We start from the raw sequence: 18,510 nt of genomic DNA, 5'->3' as shown, positions 1-18,510 counted from the left end.
GAAGTCGCGCGCGGCGGACAGGACTCAGCCGAGCACGCCGGGCTGGACCTGGCCTTCGCGCACGAATGGGAACTTGACCACGCGCACCGGCACTTCCTTGCCGCGGATGTCCACGCGTACCGCCCCCGGCTCGCCGGCCGGCACCCGCGCGAAGGCGATGGCCTTGCCCAGCGTCGGCGAGAAGGTGCCGGACAGGATCTCGCCGTCGCCGTTCGCGGTCAGCACCTTCTGCCCGTGGCGCAGCACGCCCTTCTCGTCCATCACCAGGCCGATCATCTGCCGCGGCGCGCCGCCGGCCTTCTGCGCTTCCAGGACAGAGCGGCCGATGAAGTCGCGGCCGTCGTCGAGGGTCACCGTCCAGGCCAGCGCGGCCTCGTAAGGCGAGACGCTGTCGTCCATGTCCTGACCGTAGAGGTTCATGCCCGCCTCCAGGCGCAGCGTATCGCGCGCACCCAGCCCGGCCGGCTTCACCCCCGCACCGATCAGCGCCTCCCAGAACGCCGGCGCCTGCGCTTGCGGCAGCACGATCTCGAATCCGTCTTCGCCGGTGTAGCCGGTGCGCGCGACGAACAGCGGCACGCCCGCGTCCGAGGTCGCCTCGATCGCGGCGAAGCGGCCGAGCTTCTGCGCGGCGGCACGATCCTGCTCGCGCAGCAGGCCGATCGCCTTGGCGCGCGCGTTCGGCCCCTGCACCGCGATCATCGCGAAGTCGTCGCGCTCGCGCACCTGCACGCCGAACGCCTGCGCCTGCTCGCCGATCCAGGCCAGATCCTTGGCGCGGGTGGCGGCGTTGACCACCAGGCGGAAGAACGCATCGGACATGTAATAGACGATCAGATCGTCGATCACCCCACCCTGCGGGTTGAGCATGCAGGTGTACAGCGCCTTGCCCGGCACCTTCAGCTTGTCCACCGAATTGGCCAGCAGATGGCGCAGGAACGCGCGGACCTGCTCGCCGTGCAGATCGACCACGGTCATGTGGCTGACGTCGAACATGCCGGCGTCGCGGCGCACCTGGTGGTGCTCGTCGATCTGCGAGCCGTAGTGGATCGGCATGTCCCAGCCGCCGAAGTCGACCATCTTGGCGCCGAGGGCGCGGTGGCTGTCGTTGAGGATGGTCTTCTGGGTCATGGCGCGGGTCCGTGAGAAAAGTCCCCCATTATCGCTGGGTGGGGCGGGGATTGGAGAGTCGGGATTGGGGATTCGCAGGAGCGGCTGTCCTGGATCCGAAGGACTGGCGCTCGATCGCGCAGTGCCGTAGGAGCGGCCTCAGCCGCGACCCGTCATCGGTCCCAGGTCGCGGCTGAAGCCGCCCCTGCGAATCCCCACTCCCCAATCCCGGCGTTCAAGCCGCCTGGACCAGCAGCGTCATCCCATCCACGCCGACGATGCGCACCGTGCTGCCGGCCGGCAGGTCGGGGCCGCCGACCACCCAGAAGGCGTCGTCGACCTTGGCGCGACCGCGGCCGCCCTGGATCGGCTGGTCCAGGGTCACCATGCGGCCGATCAGTTGCTCGGCGCGGCGGTTGAGCAGCGGCTGGTCGCTGGTCCGGCCGCGGTTGCGGAACCAGGTGCGGTACACCTGGATCGAGACGAAGCTCAGCACCACGAACGCGCCGACCTGCAGCAGCAGGGATATGTCCGGGAACACCAGCACGGCGAGGAACACCGCCGCGGCGGCGAAGCCCATCCACAGCATGAAGGCGCCCGGCGCCAGCGATTCGGCCGCGAACAGCAACAAGGTCAGGGCACCCCAGGCCACTACCTCAATGCGCATGGCTCAGACTCCGTTGCGCGGCGGCACGCGCGGCACTGCCGGCGGGGTGGCCTGCTTGTTCAGCGCCTCGCGCGCCAGTTCGGCGATGCCCGCGATCGAACCGATGATGCCGCTGGACTCCATCGGCATCAGCACGAACTTCTGGTTCGGCGCGGTGGCCAGTTCCTTGAACGCCTCCACGTACTTCTGCGCGACGAAGTAGTTGATCGCCTGCACATCGCCTTCGGCGATCGCCTTGGACACCATCGCCGTCGCCCGCGCTTCGGCCTCGGCCAGGCGCTCGCGCGCCTCGGCGTCGCGGAACGCGGCCTCCTTGCGGCCTTCGGCCTCCAGCACCGCCGCCTGCTTCTCGCCGTCGGCGCGCAGGATCTCCGACTGCCGCGAGCCCTCCGCCTCGAGGATCTGCGCGCGCTTCTCGCGCTCGGCCTTCATCTGCCGGGCCATCGCATCGACCAGGTCGCGCGGCGGCTGGATGTCGCGGATCTCGATGCGGGTGACCTTGATGCCCCACGGATTGGTGGCATGGTCGACCACGTTCAGCAGCTGCGCATTGATGGTCTCGCGCTGGCTCAGCGATTCGTCCAGGTCCATCGAGCCGATCACGGTGCGGATGTTGGTCTGCACCAGCGCGATGGTGGCGATCTCCAGGTTGGACACTTCATACGCGGCCTTGGCGGCGTCCAGCACCTGGAAGAACACCACGCCGTCCACGCGCACCACCGCGTTGTCCTTGGTGATGACGTCCTGGCTGGGCACGTCCAGCACCTGCTCCATCATGTTGACCTTGCGGCCGACGCCATACATCCACGGAATCAGGAAGTGCAGGCCGGGCGACAGCGTGTGGGTGTAGCGGCCGAAGCGCTCCACCGTCCACTGGAATCCCTGCGGCACCATGCGCACGGTCTTGAACAGCACCACCACGCCGAAGAACAGGATCACCAGCGCAAGGAAGAAGGAAGACGGCATCAGGTTGCTCCATTAACCAGAAGAAGGAATCGAATCCGCAGTATAGCCAGCGCACGCGCACGTGCCGGTCACCAGCGGATGCGGCCCAGCAGCATGTCCTTGAACATGACCCAGTCGCCGGCAAGCGAATACAGCGGATGCTTGAAGGTGGCAGGACGGTTCTTCTCGAACACGAAATGGCCGACCCAGGCGCAGCCGTAGCCGCAGACCGGTGCCGCCCACAGCCAGCGCGGCTGGCCGGTGCACAGCGCCAGCAGCAGGCTCGCCAGCACGCCGAGGCTGCCGACGAAATGCAGCCGTCGCGACACCCGATGCCGGTGCTCGCTCAGATAGAACGGATAGAACTCGCGGAAACTGGAGAAGCGACGCATGCGATGGCCCTCCCGAGGCGACGCAGGCGTCCAGCATACGCTGGGAGCGCGGGTGTCGCGCGCTGCGCACGGATGCGACGCGCAGGCGCGGTCGCCGGATGTGCTCACGCAGCAGACCGCAGCGCCGCACCAGGCATGTCTGCGATTCGGTAACCGCATGAAAACCGCCCACCTGCAAAGAACTGCGGCGGGGCACAACGCCTCGGAAGCGGGACACGTCATCGCGTTGCGGGCAAGGCGTCGGGGCATCTCCATTCACGCGCTGCGCAGCGCCAACCCAGCGGGACGCGCGGTGAGTTGCGCGGGAACGGATTCAGCCGCTACACGAATCGCCGATGGCACGTGGCGCCGCTGCAGAGCACCGCCAATCGCAACGAAATGTGTCCTGCAGGAGCGGCTTCAGCCGCGAAGGGCTTTACCGGGAACGCCCGTCGCGGCTGAAGCCGCTCCTACGCGCTGGCCGGCCTCTTGTTGTCGCAAGACAGCCTGCCGCGCAGACCTCAGCCCTGCCGCGGTGCGAACATGATCACCGCCATGCCGGCCAGGCACAGGCCGGCGCCGAGCAGGTCCCAGCGCGTGGGGCGCATGCCCTGCACCGTCCACAGCCACAGCAAGGCGACGGCGACATAGACGCCGCCGTAGGCCGCATAGACGCGGCCGCTGGCGGCGGGATGCAGGGTCAGCAGCCAGACGAAGGCCGCCAGGCTGCCGGCGGCAGGCAACAGCAGCCAGGCGCTGCGCTGTTCGCGCAGCCAGAGATATGGAAGGTAGCAGCCGACGATTTCGGCGACGGCGGTCAACACGAACAGCAGCAGGGTCTTCATCCGGCCGCGGAGCGCTCTTCGTCCTTGGCGCGCTGCCAGTACGCCTCCTGCTGTGCCAGGGCCAGGCCGTCCAGCGCGCCGCCGTCCTGCTGCGCAAGCCGCTCCATCGCGCGGAAGCGGCGCTCGAACTTGAGGTTGGCGTGGCGCAGCGCGGCGCCGACGTCCACCTTGGCATGCCGCGCCAGATTGGCGCAGACGAACAGCAGGTCGCCGATCTCGTCCTGCAGGCGTGCCGGATCGACCGCGGCGCCATGCGCCAGTTCCGCACGCACTTCCTCCAGTTCTTCCTGCACCTTGTCCAGCACCGGCGCGGGGCCGGGCCAGTCGAAGCCGACCCGCGCCGCACGCGACTGCAGCTTCAGCGCGCGCTGCCATTCCGGCAGCCCGCGGGCGATGCCGGCCAGCGCCGAGGCATCGCGCTCGCCGGCGGCGGCACGCTCGGTGCGCTTGATCTCTTCCCACTTCAGCGTCTGCTGCTCGGCATCGGCCACCTGACTGTCGCCGAACACGTGCGGATGGCGGCGCACCATCTTGTCGCAGATCGCCGCGACCACGTCGTCGAAGCCGAACGCGCCCTGCTCGCGCGCCATCTGCGCATGGAACACTACCTGCAGCAGCAGATCGCCGAGTTCGTCCTTCAGTCCGGCCAGGTCCTGGCGGTCGATCGCGTCGGCCACTTCGTAGGCCTCTTCGATCGTGTACGCGGCGATGCTGGCGAAATCCTGCTCCAGGTCCCAGGGGCAGCCCTGCGCGGGATCGCGCAGGCGCGCCATGATGTCGAGCAGGGCAGGAAGGTCGTAGCGGGCTGGAGTCACGGGCGGGTTCCGGTGCGACGGCACCGCTGCCGCCTGCCGCCTAGTGTGGCAGAGCGCGCGCCGTGCGGCGCGCGCGTGGCACGGCTCAGCCCAGCCAGTCGCGCCAGGGCAGCGCCGCATCGCCCAGCGCCACGAAGTCGCCGTTGAGCAGCGATTCGCGGCGGTTGTAGCGGAACGGCTTGCCGGTCGCGGCGGCCAGCAGCACGCCGCCAGCGGCCTGCAGCACGCACTGCCCGGCGGCGGTGTCCCATTCGGAGGTCGGGCCGAAGCGCGGATACACGTCCAGGTCGCCATCGGCGATCCGGCAGAACTTCAGCGACGACCCCTGCGCGACCAGTTCGATCTCGCCCATGCGCTGCAGCAGCGCGTCGGTGCGCGGGTCGCGGTGCGAACGGCTCGCCGCCACCCGCAGCGGCGCGGTGGCCGGACGTCGCGTGTTCAACGCGGTGTCGCGGAAGCCCTCGCGGCGGTACGCCTGCTCGCCGCGCACCGCGTGCCAGACGCGGCCATCGACCGGCGCCTGGACCACGCCGAACACCGGCGCGCCCTGGTGGATCAGCGCGATGTTGACGCTGAACTCGCCGTTGCGCTTGACGAACTCGCGGGTGCCGTCGAGCGGGTCGACCAGCCAATAGGTGGTCCAGTGCTCGCGCACCTCCCACGGGATCTGCGCCGATTCCTCGGACAGCACCGGCAGGTCCGGGGTCAGCCGCTCCAGGCCTTCGACGATGATCTGGTGCGCGGCCAGGTCGGCCTGGGTCAACGGGCTGGTATCGGCCTTGTGCTCCACCTCGAAGCCGGTGGCATAGACGGACATGATGGCCGCGGCGGCATCGATGGCGATGGCGATCACGGTTTCGCGCAAATCACTGGTCAGACGGATCATTCGGCCCGACCCAGCCACTCGCGGGCGATGAACAGCGCCGCCAGCGAACGCCCCTCGGAAAAATCTTCACGCAACATCAGTTGATCCAGTTCAGCCAGTTTCCAGGGCACCACTTCCAATTCCTCCGGCTCGTCGCCGGTCAGTCGTTCGGGATAGAGATCTTGTGCAAGCACCAGCCACGACTGGTGGCTCATGTAGGTCGGCGCCAGGGTCATCGCGCGCAGCACGCGCAACTGCCGTGCGCCGTAGCCGGCCTCTTCCTTGAGTTCGCGGTCGGCCGCCTGCAGCGGGGTCTCGCCGGCGTCGATGCGGCCCTTGACCAGGCCCAGCTCGTAGCGATGCACGCCGGCGGCGTATTCGCGCACCAGCAGGACGGTCTGCGCATCCAGCATCGGCACCACCACCACCGCGCCATGGCCCGGCGCCTTCAGCCGGTGGAACACGCGGCGTTCGCCGTTGCTGAACTCCAGGTCCAGCTCCTCGACCCGGCGCTCGGCGGCGGACTCGCTGCGCTCGCGCACGGCATGGATGACCGGCAACCGACGGGTCACGCCGGCACCCTGCGGCGCCGGACGGCGTCGATCGATAGAATGCGCGGAGCGAAGAACCTGTTCATGAGCGCGAAATGCTATCAGACCTGACCGCAGCACAGATGGCCGACGCGTGGCGCACGCGTGACTTGGCCGTGCTCTGGCACCCGTGCACGCAGATGCGCGAGCACCCCGACACCCTGCCCCTGGTCCCGATCGCCCGTGGCGAAGGCGCCTGGCTGATCGACCACGGCGGCCGCCGCTACCTGGATGCGGTGAGCAGTTGGTGGACCAACCTGTTCGGCCACGGCGAGCCGCGCATCGCCGCGGCCATCGCCGCCCAGGCCACCCAGCTGGAGCAGGTGATGCTGGCCGGCTTCAGCCACGAACCGGCGGTCCTGCTGGCCGAGCAGTTGCTGGCGCTGGCGCCGCGCCAGGACGGGCGCGCGCCGCTGGCAAAGGTGTTCTATGCCGACAACGGCTCGGCCGGCGTGGAAGTGGCGCTGAAGATGGCCTTCCACTATTTCCAGAACCGCGGCGAACCGGGGCGCACCCGCTTCGTCGCGCTGGAGAACGGCTACCACGGCGAGACCATCGGCGCACTGGCGGTCGGCGACATTCCGCTGTACCGGCGGGTGTACGCGCCCCTGCTGGCGGAGGCGCTGTTCGCGCCTTCGCCCGACGCGTACCAGGCAGCACCGGGACAGAGCGCGCGCGAACGCGCCGATGCCGCCGCCGATGCGCTGGCCGACCTGTTCGACCGCCATCCCGGCGAGATCTGCGCGGTGATCCTGGAACCGCGCCTGCAGTGCGCCGGCGGCATGCGCATGCACGATCCGGCCTATCTGCGGCGGGCGCGCGAACTGTGCGACGCCAACGGCGCCTTCCTGATCGCCGACGAGATCGCCACCGGCTTCGGCCGCACCGGCACGCTGTTCGCCTGCGAGCAGGCCGGGGTGATGCCGGACCTGCTGTGCCTGTCCAAGGGCCTGACCGGTGGCTTCCTGCCGCTGTCGGCGGTGCTGGCCACCCAGCATCTGTACGACGCCTTCCTCGACGACAGCCGCGAGCGCGCCTTCCTGCATTCGCACAGCTACACCGGCAACCCGCTGGCCTGCGCCGCGGCGCTGGCGTCGCTGCGGATCCTGCAGGAGGACGACGTGATCGCGCGCAACCGCAGCACCGCCGAGACCATGCGCGCGCTGTCGGCGCCGTTCGCCGAGCATCCGCACGTGGCCGACGTGCGCCAGGCCGGCATGGTGGTGGCGTTCGAACTCACCCGCAACGGCGACAAGCGCACGCCCTTCCCTGCGTCCGCACGCATCGGCCTGCACGCGTACCGTGCCGCGCTGCAACGCGGTGTGGTGCTGCGCCCACTGGGCGACGTGCTGTACTGGATGCCGCCGTACTGCGTGGACGCCGAGCAGTTGACGCTGCTGGCCGAGACCACGCTGGCGTCGATCGACGAGGCGGTGGCATGCGCCTGACCCGCTGCCATGTGGAGTTGCCGCTGCACGCCGGCGCCGAGCTGAGCCTGCCGGAAGACGTCGCCAACCACCTGTTGCGCGTGCTGCGGCTGCGCGAGGGCGATCCTTGCGTGCTGTTCAACGGCGACGGCTGCGATTACCCCGCCGAACTGCTGCAGGCCGGCAAGCGCAATGCCAGCGTGCGCATCGGCGCGGCGCAGCCGGTCGACAACGAGTCGCCCCTGGCGATCACCCTGCTGCAGGGCGTGGCGCGCGGCGAGAAGATGGACCTGATCCTGCAGAAGGCCACCGAGCTCGGCGTCGCCGCGATCGTGCCGGTGTGGGCCGAACGCACCGAAGTGAAGCTGGATGCGGCGCGAGTGGACAAGCGCGTGGCGCACTGGCGCAGCGTGGTGATCTCGGCCTGCGAACAGTCCGGCCGCGCGCGCGTGCCGCAGCTGAGCGCGCCGCTGGCGCTGGCCGATGCGGCGCGCGCCGCGGCGGACAGCCCGTGCCGGTTGATCCTGGATCCGCAGGGCGACCACCGCCTGCGGTCGCTGGCCATCGGCGGCGCTGCGGCGACGATCGCGATCGGTCCGGAAGGCGGCTGGTCGCCGCGCGACCGCGCCACGCTGGAGGCCGCCGGCTTCGTCGGCCTGCGCCTGGGGCCGCGCATCCTGCGCACCGAAACCGCCGGCCTGGCCGCGATCGCGGCGCTGCAGGCGCACCACGGCGACCTGTGAGTTCAGGCAAGCGATGACGCTGTAGACAGCGGCGCCGCAACGCAGGCGCCGCTGGCATGGGGCATATATATGTGTCGACGCGCTCCGGCACGCCCGGCGCGCCGCGCCCGGCCGCTCAGTGGCGCTGCTGCAGGAACCAGTTCGCCGCGCCGATCACCCCGAGCTGGCCATGCTCGACCAGCTTCACCGGGATCTGCTCCAGCGCCGGACGCATCGCACCCTTGTTCAAGTAGCGCTCGACAAAGCTGCTGGCGGACAGGAACGCGCCGATCTGCGGCAGGAAGCCGCCGGCCAGATAGATGCCGCCCTGCACGCCGTACAGCAGCGCCATATCGCCGACCACGCTGCCGAGCAGGCCGCAGAACGCGGACAGTGCCTCGTGCGCGAGCGGATCGTCGCCGGCCAGTGCAGCCGCGGTGATGTCGCTCGGTGCGGCATGCGCAGGCGTGGCGCCACGCAGCTCGCACAGCACGCGATAGAGATTGCGCAGGCCCGGGCCGGACAGGAAATGCTCCATCGGCACATAGGAACGATCGCGCAACAGCCGCTGCGCCAGCGCCAGTTCCAGATCGTTGCCGATCGGCAGCGCGGCATGGCCGGCCTCGGTGGCCAGCACCATCGCGCCGCCCTGGGTCGGAATCCATACCGCGGCGCCGAGACCGGTGCCCGGACCGATCACCAGCGCAGGCCCGCGCTGTGCCTTGCGCGGCCCGGTCAGATGCAGCACTTCGCTGGCGTCCATCGACGCGGCCGCATACGCCACCGCTTCGAAATCGTTGACCAGATGCAGTGCCTTCATGCCCAGGCGCTCGCGAATTTCCGGCGGCGACAGCGTCCACGGCAGATTGGTGGTGATGACGCGACCATCTTCGAGCGCGTAACCGGCGCTGGCGATCACCCCACGCGTCGGCTTCGGCCCCTGCACCTGGCCCAGGAACTCGCCGATGATCTCGGCCAGACCGGGATAGTCGGCGCAGCGGTATTTGCGATAGTCCAGCACATCGACGGACGGCGCCGGGCCGGCACCGGCAGCGCGTGCGACCAGGCCGATCCGGACATGGGTTCCGCCGACATCGGCAGCAATGAAGGGCTCGGCGCGCGGCACGGCCGCTGCCACTGATGAACTGCTTGCGGACACATCTTCTCCCGTTGCGCCAGAGCAGGCGCACGCCGATTCGGCAGATTGATCGATCGAGTGTCGGACCACCTTGACAACGTTGTCAAGGTGAATTTCACCCGTTTGTCGTTTTGTCTTCACCACTGCGACTTCATCGGCCGGATCGCCCGGCCGTTCGAGCGACCGATCACAGGGCGCGTTACATGGGTGAACATCCGTCGCAAAATTTCGCCGCATTGCACAAATTTCTGCCACACGCCCGGCCAACCGGCAGCGCGTGCCACACCAAGGGCTTGCGGCCAACGCAGGCCCGCTGCAGCCGTCCGTGGGCATGTTTTCTTTTGTAGACAAGCACCTAGGACGGGCGACCGAAGGGCCGCGAAAGCCTCCGGAAAGATGCCGCGGCGAGCCTTGCTTGCATTCGTCAAAACCACGTGAAACGGGTGTTGACAACGCTGTCAGCGCTACGACAGACTCGGCTCACACAAGTTTTACAACTTCAAGACATGCCACGTTCAGGGGATTCAGACACAGCGACGCATCGCCGCTCCTCCCGCGCCAAGTGGCAGGACGCGCGCTGACGCTGCGACCGGCATCCCCGAACCGACGAAACCACGCCCCGAGCCGGGCCGGACGCAGCGACGTCCGGATCAGGCGACAAGGTGCACTGCTGTATTGCTGGACTTGGTTGTTACCTGCAGGAACACAGGAAGGACTGGCGCCCTCGATGCCGCCGGTTGGCTACTTCCGCGTCAGCGACCGGACGACGCGCATCGAGATGCGATCCGCGCAGCGCCACCAGGCGCGGCGCCATCCACAAGGCCGGGCAGCGGCCAGCACGCCGGAACATCGGTTGGCACCTCATGCCCAAGTACTCACCCAGAGGTTTAGCCAATGAATAGCCGCACCACTACCTTAGCCCTCAGCATCATGGCCGCGCTGTACCTGTCCGGTAACGCCGCCGCGCAGGAAGCGCCCGCTTCCGCCAACGCGGATTCCAAGAACGTCCAGCAGCTGGATGCCATCACCGTCACCGGTTACCGCGCCTCGCTGGAGAAGAGCCAGTCGGTGAAGCGCTCGGCCAACTCCATCGTCGATGCGATCAGCGCCGAGGACATCGGCAAGTTCCCGGACACCAATGCCGCCGAGTCGCTGGCGCACCTGCCGGGCATCAGCGTGGACCGCCAGTTCGGCGAAGGCGAGAAGGTCAGCATCAACGGCACCGATCCGGCGCTGAACCGCGTGCTGCTCAATGGCCAGACCATCGCCTCGGGCGACTGGGGCGGCAACCCGACCGACACCAGCGGCCGCACCTTCAACTACACCCTGCTGTCGCCGGAAATCATCGGCCTGATGGAGGTCTACAAGACCCCGGAAGCCCGCATCGACGAAGGCTCGATCGGCGGCACCGTGATCGTGCACACCCGCAAGCCGCTGGACCTGCCGAAGAACACCATCCGCGGCTCGATCGGCTACAACTACAACGACCGTTCGGAAGAAGGCAATCCGCGCGGCTCGGCGCTGTGGAGCTGGAAGAACGACGACGAGACCTTCGGTGCGTTGATCTCCGCCACCCACGACAAGCAGGACCTGTCGCGCGCCGGCATCGAGTTCTTCGGCTACAACACCGGCGCCGGCATCCCGCCGACCGCGCGCATCTCCGGCGACGGTGGTAACGTCGCGACCGCCAAGATCCCGGTCGGCATCAACAGCGCCTTCTTCCAGCAGACCCGCGAGCGCAACGGCCTGCAGGGCGCGCTGCAGTGGAAGCCGAACGATCAGAACGAGTTCAACCTGACCGGCATCTACATCAAGGGCAAGTACAACAACTTCAGCGAATCGCGCTACGTCTGCCCGGGCTGCGGCGATCAGGACAAGATCACCAGCGCGACCGTGCAGAACGGCTACGTCACCCAGGCCACGGTCACCGATGGCGCCGGCAACGGCAAGCAGCCGTATGCGCAGCTGGACACCAACTACCGCGAAAGCACCGTCACCACCAAGAGCCTGAACCTGCGCCACGACTTCTACGGCGACAAGTGGGTGTTCACCTCGCAGGTCGGCACCACCGAGGCCACCGGCGGCAAGAACCCCGAATACCTGATGAAGTTCCTGCTGAAGGACGGTGGCTACAACTTCGGTTACGACGGCAGCCACACCGACGTCAATTACGACAACGCCAGTGCCGCCAACTGGGGTCTGGTCGGTTCGCCGGCCGGCCTGGCGCCCGGTTCCACCGCCGCTTCGGCGATGCAGGCCGGCGGCATCTACTACGCCAAGAGCACGGACAAGGAGAAGTACTTCCAGTTCGACGCCGCCCGCGATCTGGATTGGGGCCCGCTGAACAAGCTGCAGCTCGGCTACAAGTACATCAACCACGACAACGGCGTCGACGCCCGCGGCAACCGCATCAACACCACCAATGCGATTTCGCTGACCGACTTCAGCCCCGGCACCACCCCGAGCGGCCTGTACGACGGCCTGGGCGCCAGCGGCGACCTGACCAACTGGCCGACCGCCAACCTCAACTCGGTGATCAGCTACCTGCGCGGCCAGCCGCAGGGTCCGTACAACCGCGACTACGGCTCCTCGTTCGACGTCAAGGAAATCACCAGCGACCTGTACGCGCAGCTGAACTTCGAGTCCGGCGCGTGGCGCGGCAACCTGGGCGTGCGTTATGTCGACACCAAGGACAAGTCGCTGTACTGGCAGAGCGCCGATGGCGGCGCCACCTACAACCAGACCCAGGTGAGCAAGCAGTACTACAAGCCGCTGCCGAGCTTCAACCTGGCCTATGATCTGGATACCGACAAGGTGCTGCGCTTCTCCGTGGCCAAGGTGATGGCACGTCCGCGCTACGGCGACCTGGCCGGCTCGTTCACCATCAACAGCAGCAACGGCAACCTGACCGCCAGCGGCGGCAACCCGGACCTGAAGCCCTACGAGTCGACCAACTACGATCTGGCCGCCGAGTGGTACTTCGCCCCGTCCAGCATGCTGTCGGCGGAACTGTTCTATCGCGACATCAGCTCGTACATCGTCACCACCACCTCGCAGCAGCAGCTGACCGATGCGGTGAGCGGCGTGAGCGGCCTGTTCACGGTGACCTCGCCGATCAACGCCTCCGACGCCAAGGTCAAGGGCGCCTCACTGAACTACCAGCAGGCCTTCGGCTACGGCTTCGGTCTGCAGGCGAACTACACCTACGCCACCGCCGACGCCAGCACCGGCCTGAACCTGCCGTACCTGTCGAAGAACACCTACAACGTGATCCCCTACTGGGAAAACGGCCCGTGGATGGTGCGCCTGAACTACAGCTACCGCTCCAAGTACTTCACCCAGGTCGGCCGCCTGAACTCGCAGGTGTTCACCGACGAGTACAAGCAGCTGGATCTGACCGCCTCGTACGAGATCAACGACTGGATGAGCGTGAGCTTCAGCGCGACCAACCTGCTCGACTCGACCTACTACTGGTACAACGAGGTCAAGTACGCGCCGATCGGCATGTACAAGAACGGCCGCGGCTACCAGGCGCAGCTGAACTTCAAGTTCTGATGTAGCACCGGCGCGCCACCGTCCCTCCACGGTGGCGCGCTTTTTCGTGTCCGGCGCGGCGGCGCCGGCATCGTCTTCTGCAACAAGGAGTGCCGTTCCATGACGACCGAGACCCGCCCCCGTGCGGACCGATCCCGCCACGCCGGAGCCGCACGCCAGACCCTGGCCAGCGCGCTGGCCCTCATGCTCGCGCTGACGGCCCTGCCCGCCGGCGCCGCGGACGCGCCGTCGCCGACGGCGCCCACCGCCACCACCCTCAGTCCGGAACAGATCGACCAGCAGTGGCTGCAGGCCACCGCCAAGTACGCGCCCGAACGCGCGCGGCTGGTGCGCGAAGCCAACGATGGCGCGCGCGGTGGACCGTTCCGTCCCGACTGGACCTCGCTCAAGCAGTACCGCTCGCCGTCCTGGTACGACAACGCCAAGTTCGGCATCTTCATCCATTGGGGCGTGTTCTCGGTGCCGGCCTTCGGCAACGAGTGGTACTCGCGCAACATGTACCAGCAGGGCAGCAACGACTACCTGCACCATCGGGAAACCTACGGCCCGCAGTCGCGCTTCGGCTACAAGGACCTGATCCCGCTGTTCACCGCGCCCAAGTTCGATCCGCAGGCCTGGGCCACGCTGTTCCGCGATGCCGGCGCACGCTACGTGGTGCCGGTGGCCGAACACCACGACGGCTTCGCGATGTACGACTCGCAGCTGTCGGACTGGACCGCGGTCAAGATGGGTCCCAAGCGCGACGTGCTCGGCGAGCTGTCCAAGGCGATCCGCGCGCAGGGCCTGCATTTCGGCCTGTCCTCGCACCGCGCCGAGCACGACTGGTTCTTCGACGGCGGCCGCCAATTCGACTCGGACGTCAACGACCCGCGCTACGCCGGCCTGTACGGCCCGGCGCAGGTGCGCCTGCCGGGCAAGGACGACGCCGACGTGCACAACGACTGGACCCCGGTCTCGCAGGCCTGGCTGGACGACTGGCTGGCGCGCACCACCGAGCTGATCGACCGCTACGACCCGGACCTGATCTATTTCGACTGGTGGATCGCGCACCCGACCTTCCGCGGCACGCTGCCGACCATGCTGTCGTACTACTACAACCACGGCGCGGCCAAGGGCGGCGTGGTGGTCAACTACAAGCTCGGCGCCTTCCCCGAGGGCGCGGGCACGCTGGACATCGAGCGCGGCCAGCTCACCGGCATCCATCCCACGCACTGGCAGACCGACACCTCGGTCAGCAACGCCTCGTGGGGCTATGTCGAGAACGACACCTACAAGACGCCGACCTTCATCATCCACATGCTGGTGGACGTGGTCAGCAAGAACGGCAACCTGATGCTCAACATCGGGCCGCGCGCCGACGGCTCGATCCCGGAGACCGAACGCGCGATCCTGCTGTCGATCGGCCAGTGGCTCAAGACCAACGGCGAGGCGATCTACGACAGCACGCCCTGGCGCAGCTACGGCGAAGGCCCGACGGAAGTGGTCGGCGGCACCTTCCAGGACACCAAGACCAAGCCGTACACGCCCGAGGATTTCCGCTTCACCACCGGCCACGGCGCGCTGTACGCGATCGAGCTGGGCTGGCCGGCCGACGGCAAGGCGCTGATCCGCTCGCTGAAGCCGGCCGACGGCGTCCGCGGCGTCACCCTGCTCGCCGACGGCAAGCCGGTGCCGTTCGAGCAACGTGCCGACGGCCTGCACCTGCGCCTGCCGGCCAAGCCGGTGGGCGAACACGCCTACGTGTTCCGCATCGACCTGTCCTCCCCCACCCCGCCAACGGATCCCTCCCGATGATGAAGCGTTTCGCAGGGCTGCTGTTCGCCCTCGCCCTGGCCTGCGGGCCGGCCATGGCCAAGAACCCGACCGCGCTGTTCTATCTGATGAACACGCAGAAATCGACCAATTCGTTCCTGGCCCACCTCGACAAGATCGACGTGGTGGTGCCGACCTGGTACGGCGTCGACCAGAGCGGCCTGGTCAACGGCACCCCGAACCTGTACTTGTACGAGATCGCCAAGCAGCACAAGCTGCGGGTGATGCCGATCCTGTCGATGACCGCCGGGCGCGAGGGCTTCCACAAGCTGCTGCACGACGAGGACGCCAAGCAGCGCATGATCCAGGCGCTGCTGATCCACGGCCGCAAGCACGGCTACTACGGCTTCCAGTTCGATTTCGAGAGCATCGCCTGGACCGACCGCGACGCCTACTCGCTGATGGTCAAGCAGACCGCCGAGGCGCTGCACAAGGCCGGCTTCAAGCTGTCGGTGGCGGTGGTGCCCAACGCCCCGGGCTACGCCGAAGGCGGGGCGTTCTCCAAGTGGATGTGGGAGTACTGGCGCGGCGCCTACGACCTCAAGGCGCTGAGCGCCTCGGCCGACCTGATCAGCCTGATGACCTACGACCAGCACACCCGCTGGACCACGCCCGGCCCGGTCGACGGCATGGTGTGGATGAAGAAGCACCTGGACTATGCGCTGACCCAGGTGCCCAAGGACAAGCTGTCGCTGGGCATCGCCACCTACGGCTACCGCTGGTACACCGGCAATCCGGTCAAGGCCGACGGCACCGAGGCCTCGAACATCAGCGCCGACTACATCGACGCCGACGAGTCGTTCCCGCTGGCCGAGGAGCAGCACGCCACCGTGCAGTGGGACCCGGTGGAGCAGGAGTCGTGGTTCTACTTCTACCGCGACGACATGCGCGAATGGGTGTTCCGCCCGGATGCGCGCAGCTTCCGCGCCCGTTACGAGCTGACCAAGCAGTACGGCCTGGAAGGCTTCAGCTGCTGGGTGCTGGGCGCCGAAGATCCCAAGGTCTGGGACGAACTGCCGACCGCGGCGCGCTGAGCGGCCACACGACCGAGATGCGACACGAGGGGCACGCGGCGCGCAGCGAACGCGCCGCGCTCACCCCAGGCTACCTCACAGCCTCTACGATACGCATCTCGATCGCTTGAGGTAGACCGATGACTGCAGTGGGTGCACACCCCCGATTGCCGCACCGCCCGATGCCCGCCACCGCGCGCATCGCGGCGGCCTCCCGCAACGCCTGGCTGGGGTTGTCCCTGCTCGCCTGTGGCAGCCTGCTCGGTGGCTGCGACCGCACTCCGCCGCCAGCGCCGGCGCCCGCGGCCAAGCCTGCCGCGGCGCCGCCGCCGGCACCGAAACACGATGACGACGACGACAAGACGCCGCTGCCGTTGATCCCGGCGCCGGCCAAGGCCGAGCGCGACGGCGGCACCCTGACCATCGGCACCGGCGCCGTGCTGTCGGTGCCCACCGACGACCCCGGCGCGCAGCGCGTGGCCGGGCAACTGTCGCAGTTGCTGAGCAAGACCCGCGGCCTGTCGCTGGAAGTGCGTGCGGAGACCATCCCCGCCAACGGCAGCATCCGCCTGCAGCTCAATCCCAACACCGAGGTCACGCAGGCCGAGGGCTACACGCTGGACGTGGACCCGCGCACCATGCTGATCCAGGCGCGCGAGGAACGCGGCCTGTTCTACGGCGCGATCAGCGCCTGGCAGCTGATGACCCCGGACGCCGGCAAGGGCGAGGTGGACGTGCCGCAGGTGCATATCCGCGACTGGCCGCGCTTCGGCTGGCGCGGCGTGCTGCTCGACGTGGCGCGGCACTTCCACAGCCCCGATACGGTCAAGCGCCTGCTCGACGCGATGGCCCAGCACAAGCTCAACGTGCTGCACCTGCACCTGACCGACGACCAGGGCTGGCGCATCGAGATCAAGCGCTACCCCAAGCTCACCGAGATCGGCGCCTGGCGCACCCCGCCCGGCGCCGGGACCCACGGCCTGCCCGATCGCTACGGCGGCTTCTACACCCAGGACCAGATCCGCGACCTGGTGGCCTACGCGGCCGAACGCCACATCACCATCGTGCCGGAACTGGACATGCCCGGGCACGCGCAGGCGGCGGTGGCGGCCTATCCGGAACTGGTCGGGGTGACCCGGCAGCGGCCCAAGGTGTCGGTGGACTGGGGCGTCAATCCGTATCTGTTCAACACCAACGACAAGAGCATGACCTTCATCCAGGGCGTGCTGGACGAGGTGCTGCAGTTGTTCCCCTCGCCCTACATCCACATCGGCGGCGACGAAGCGGTCAAGGACCAGTGGGAACGCTCGCCGGCGGTGCGCGCGCAGATGCGCAAGCTCGGCATCAAGGATGCGCATGCGCTGCAGGGCTGGTTCAACCAGCAGCTGGCCGACTACCTGACCCAGCACAAGCGGCGCCTGATCGGCTGGGACGAGATCCTGGAAGGCGGGCTGCCGGCCAGCGCGTCGGTGATGTCCTGGCGCGGCGTGGACGGCGCGGTCGCCGCCGCCAAGCAAGGCCACGACGTGGTGCTGGCGCCGGCCGGCTGGATGTACCTGGACAACCTGCAGAGCGCGCGCAACGACGAGCCCAACGGCCGCCTGGCGACGCTGCCGCTGCAGAAGGTCTATGGCTTCGACCCGGTGCCGGCGGCGCTCAGCGCCGAGGAGAGCAAGCACGTGCTCGGCGTGCAGGCGGCGCTGTGGAGCGAGTACATCCCCTCCACCTGGCATATCGACCATGCGCTGTTCCCGCGGCTGAGCGCGGTGGCCGAGGCCGGCTGGTCGCCGATGGCCGCGCGCGACTGGAACGGTTTCCTGCAGCGCCTGCCGGCGCAGCTGGACCGCTACCGTAGCGAGGGCATCGCCTACGGCGACGGCGCCTTCGCCCCGGACATCGTCGTGCAGGGCGGCGACAACGCCGCGCTGGACAGCGGCCAGGCCACCGTGGTGCTGGGCAACCAGGCCAAGTTCGGCAATTTCCGCTACACCACCGACGGCAGCGAGCCCAAGGCCGACTCGCCGCGCTACACGGCGCCGTTCGCGGTGACCCTGCCGGTCACCGTGCGCGCGGCCACCTTCGCCGACGACGGCCGTCTGCTGGCCGCGCCGCGCAGCCGCATCCTCGACCGCGCCAACCTGCTCAGCCGCGACACCCAGGGCCTGGCCTCGTGCGAAGGCGGCGAGCTGGGCCTGCGCGTGCCGCTGCTGCCGGACCTGGCCGACCAGGACACGCCGGTGTTCAACATCGACCTGTTCACCAGCTGCTGGCGCTACGCCGACGCGCGCCTGGACGGCATCGACCGCATCCGCATCGACGCCGCACGGCTGGCGCGCAACTATGGGCTGGCGCACGACCAGGCCAAGGTCAAGCGCTATCCGGCGCACAGCCCGCGCGGCGAGTTCGAAGTGCGGCTGGGCGACTGCAAGGGCAAGCTGCTGGCGCGGCTGCCGCTGCCCGCCGGCAAGACCCTGGGCGACCAGTTCGCGCTGGAAGCGCGGCTGCCCAGGCAGACCGGCGTGCACGACCTGTGCCTGCGCTCCACCGCGCCCATCGCCGGCCCGTACTACGCCATCGGCGCCGTCCATCTGATCGACACCGCGGCGCAGGCGCCCCCCGCCGCCGCGCACTGACC

At 68.4% G+C, this 18,510-nt stretch carries 15 protein-coding genes; 6 read left to right on the top strand and 9 right to left on the bottom strand.

Annotated features, from left to right (window positions below; genetic code table 11):
* Positions 1–24: 24 nt before the first annotated feature.
* The 8 genes from gcvT to nudE all read right to left on the bottom strand — a co-directional run bounded on the left by gcvT (position 25) and on the right by nudE (position 6,190).
* Positions 25–1,131, bottom strand: coding sequence for a glycine cleavage system aminomethyltransferase GcvT (gene gcvT / locus AC1PMG_RS06445; protein WP_481111047.1), 1,107 nt, complete (start codon positions 1,129–1,131; stop codon positions 25–27).
* Between the two features lie 214 nt (positions 1,132–1,345).
* The gene (locus AC1PMG_RS06440; RefSeq protein WP_481111046.1) at positions 1,346–1,777 is read right to left on the bottom strand and encodes an NfeD family protein; all 432 of its coding nucleotides are present in this window, start codon (positions 1,775–1,777) and stop codon (positions 1,346–1,348) included.
* Between the two features lie 3 nt (positions 1,778–1,780).
* Positions 1,781–2,746, bottom strand: coding sequence for an SPFH domain-containing protein (locus tag AC1PMG_RS06435; protein WP_087963563.1), 966 nt, complete (start codon positions 2,744–2,746; stop codon positions 1,781–1,783).
* A gap of 65 nt (positions 2,747–2,811) precedes the next feature.
* On the bottom strand, positions 2,812–3,114 hold the full coding sequence (locus AC1PMG_RS06430) for an Mpo1-like protein (protein WP_481111045.1): 303 nt from the start codon (positions 3,112–3,114) through the stop codon (positions 2,812–2,814).
* 500 nt (positions 3,115–3,614) lie between these two features.
* Positions 3,615–3,938 carry a YnfA family protein gene (locus AC1PMG_RS06425; protein ID WP_017916569.1) on the bottom strand — a complete coding sequence of 108 codons (324 nt, stop codon included), beginning with the start codon at positions 3,936–3,938 and terminating at the stop codon, positions 3,615–3,617.
* Positions 3,935–4,711, bottom strand: a complete 777-nt coding sequence (gene mazG, locus AC1PMG_RS06420; protein ID WP_481111624.1) for a nucleoside triphosphate pyrophosphohydrolase — start codon at positions 4,709–4,711, stop codon at positions 3,935–3,937. The genes AC1PMG_RS06425 and mazG overlap by 4 nt, the downstream gene beginning before the upstream one ends.
* A 127-nt stretch (positions 4,712–4,838) precedes the next feature.
* Positions 4,839–5,639 carry a 3'(2'),5'-bisphosphate nucleotidase CysQ gene (cysQ, locus tag AC1PMG_RS06415; RefSeq protein WP_481111044.1) on the bottom strand — a complete coding sequence of 267 codons (801 nt, stop codon included), beginning with the start codon at positions 5,637–5,639 and terminating at the stop codon, positions 4,839–4,841.
* The gene (gene nudE, locus AC1PMG_RS06410) at positions 5,636–6,190 is read right to left on the bottom strand and encodes an ADP compounds hydrolase NudE (RefSeq protein ID WP_026143746.1); all 555 of its coding nucleotides are present in this window, start codon (positions 6,188–6,190) and stop codon (positions 5,636–5,638) included. Before nudE ends, cysQ begins: the two co-directional genes overlap by 4 nt.
* A gap of 74 nt (positions 6,191–6,264) precedes the next feature.
* Here nudE and bioA point away from each other — a divergent pair, with 74 nt between their 5' ends.
* Complete coding sequence (bioA, locus tag AC1PMG_RS06405) at positions 6,265–7,656, top strand: adenosylmethionine--8-amino-7-oxononanoate transaminase (protein WP_481111043.1); 1,392 nt, start codon at positions 6,265–6,267, stop codon at positions 7,654–7,656.
* Positions 7,647–8,378 (top strand): 16S rRNA (uracil(1498)-N(3))-methyltransferase, encoded by a 732-nt coding sequence (locus AC1PMG_RS06400; RefSeq protein WP_481111042.1) that lies wholly within the window; start codon positions 7,647–7,649, stop codon positions 8,376–8,378. The genes bioA and AC1PMG_RS06400 overlap by 10 nt, the downstream gene beginning before the upstream one ends.
* Positions 8,379–8,493: 115 nt before the next feature.
* Here the strand turns inward: AC1PMG_RS06400 and AC1PMG_RS06395 are convergent, their stop codons facing one another.
* A complete protein-coding gene (locus AC1PMG_RS06395) occupies positions 8,494–9,516 on the bottom strand; it encodes a glucokinase family protein (protein WP_481111623.1) in 1,023 nt (340 codons plus the stop codon).
* Positions 9,517–10,389: 873 nt separating this feature from the next.
* Between AC1PMG_RS06395 and AC1PMG_RS06390 the strand changes: the two genes are divergently transcribed.
* The 4 genes from AC1PMG_RS06390 to AC1PMG_RS06375 all read left to right on the top strand — a co-directional run bounded on the left by AC1PMG_RS06390 (position 10,390) and on the right by AC1PMG_RS06375 (position 18,508).
* Positions 10,390–13,050: a TonB-dependent receptor gene (locus AC1PMG_RS06390; protein ID WP_152238159.1), complete on the top strand. Its 2,661-nt coding sequence runs from the start codon at positions 10,390–10,392 to the stop codon at positions 13,048–13,050.
* 99 nt (positions 13,051–13,149) lie between these two features.
* The gene (locus AC1PMG_RS06385) at positions 13,150–14,844 is read left to right on the top strand and encodes an alpha-L-fucosidase (RefSeq protein WP_481111041.1); all 1,695 of its coding nucleotides are present in this window, start codon (positions 13,150–13,152) and stop codon (positions 14,842–14,844) included.
* Complete coding sequence (locus AC1PMG_RS06380; protein ID WP_481111622.1) at positions 14,844–15,896, top strand: glycosyl hydrolase family 18 protein; 1,053 nt, start codon at positions 14,844–14,846, stop codon at positions 15,894–15,896. Before AC1PMG_RS06385 ends, AC1PMG_RS06380 begins: the two co-directional genes overlap by 1 nt.
* Before the next feature lie 119 nt (positions 15,897–16,015).
* Entirely contained in the window at positions 16,016–18,508 is a 2,493-nt protein-coding gene (locus tag AC1PMG_RS06375) for a family 20 glycosylhydrolase (protein WP_481111040.1), read from the top strand.
* Positions 18,509–18,510: the final 2 nt, after the last annotated feature.

Source organism: Xanthomonas sp. NCPPB 2250, assembly GCF_056725265.1.
This window is presented reverse-complemented; position numbering and strand designations above follow the sequence as displayed.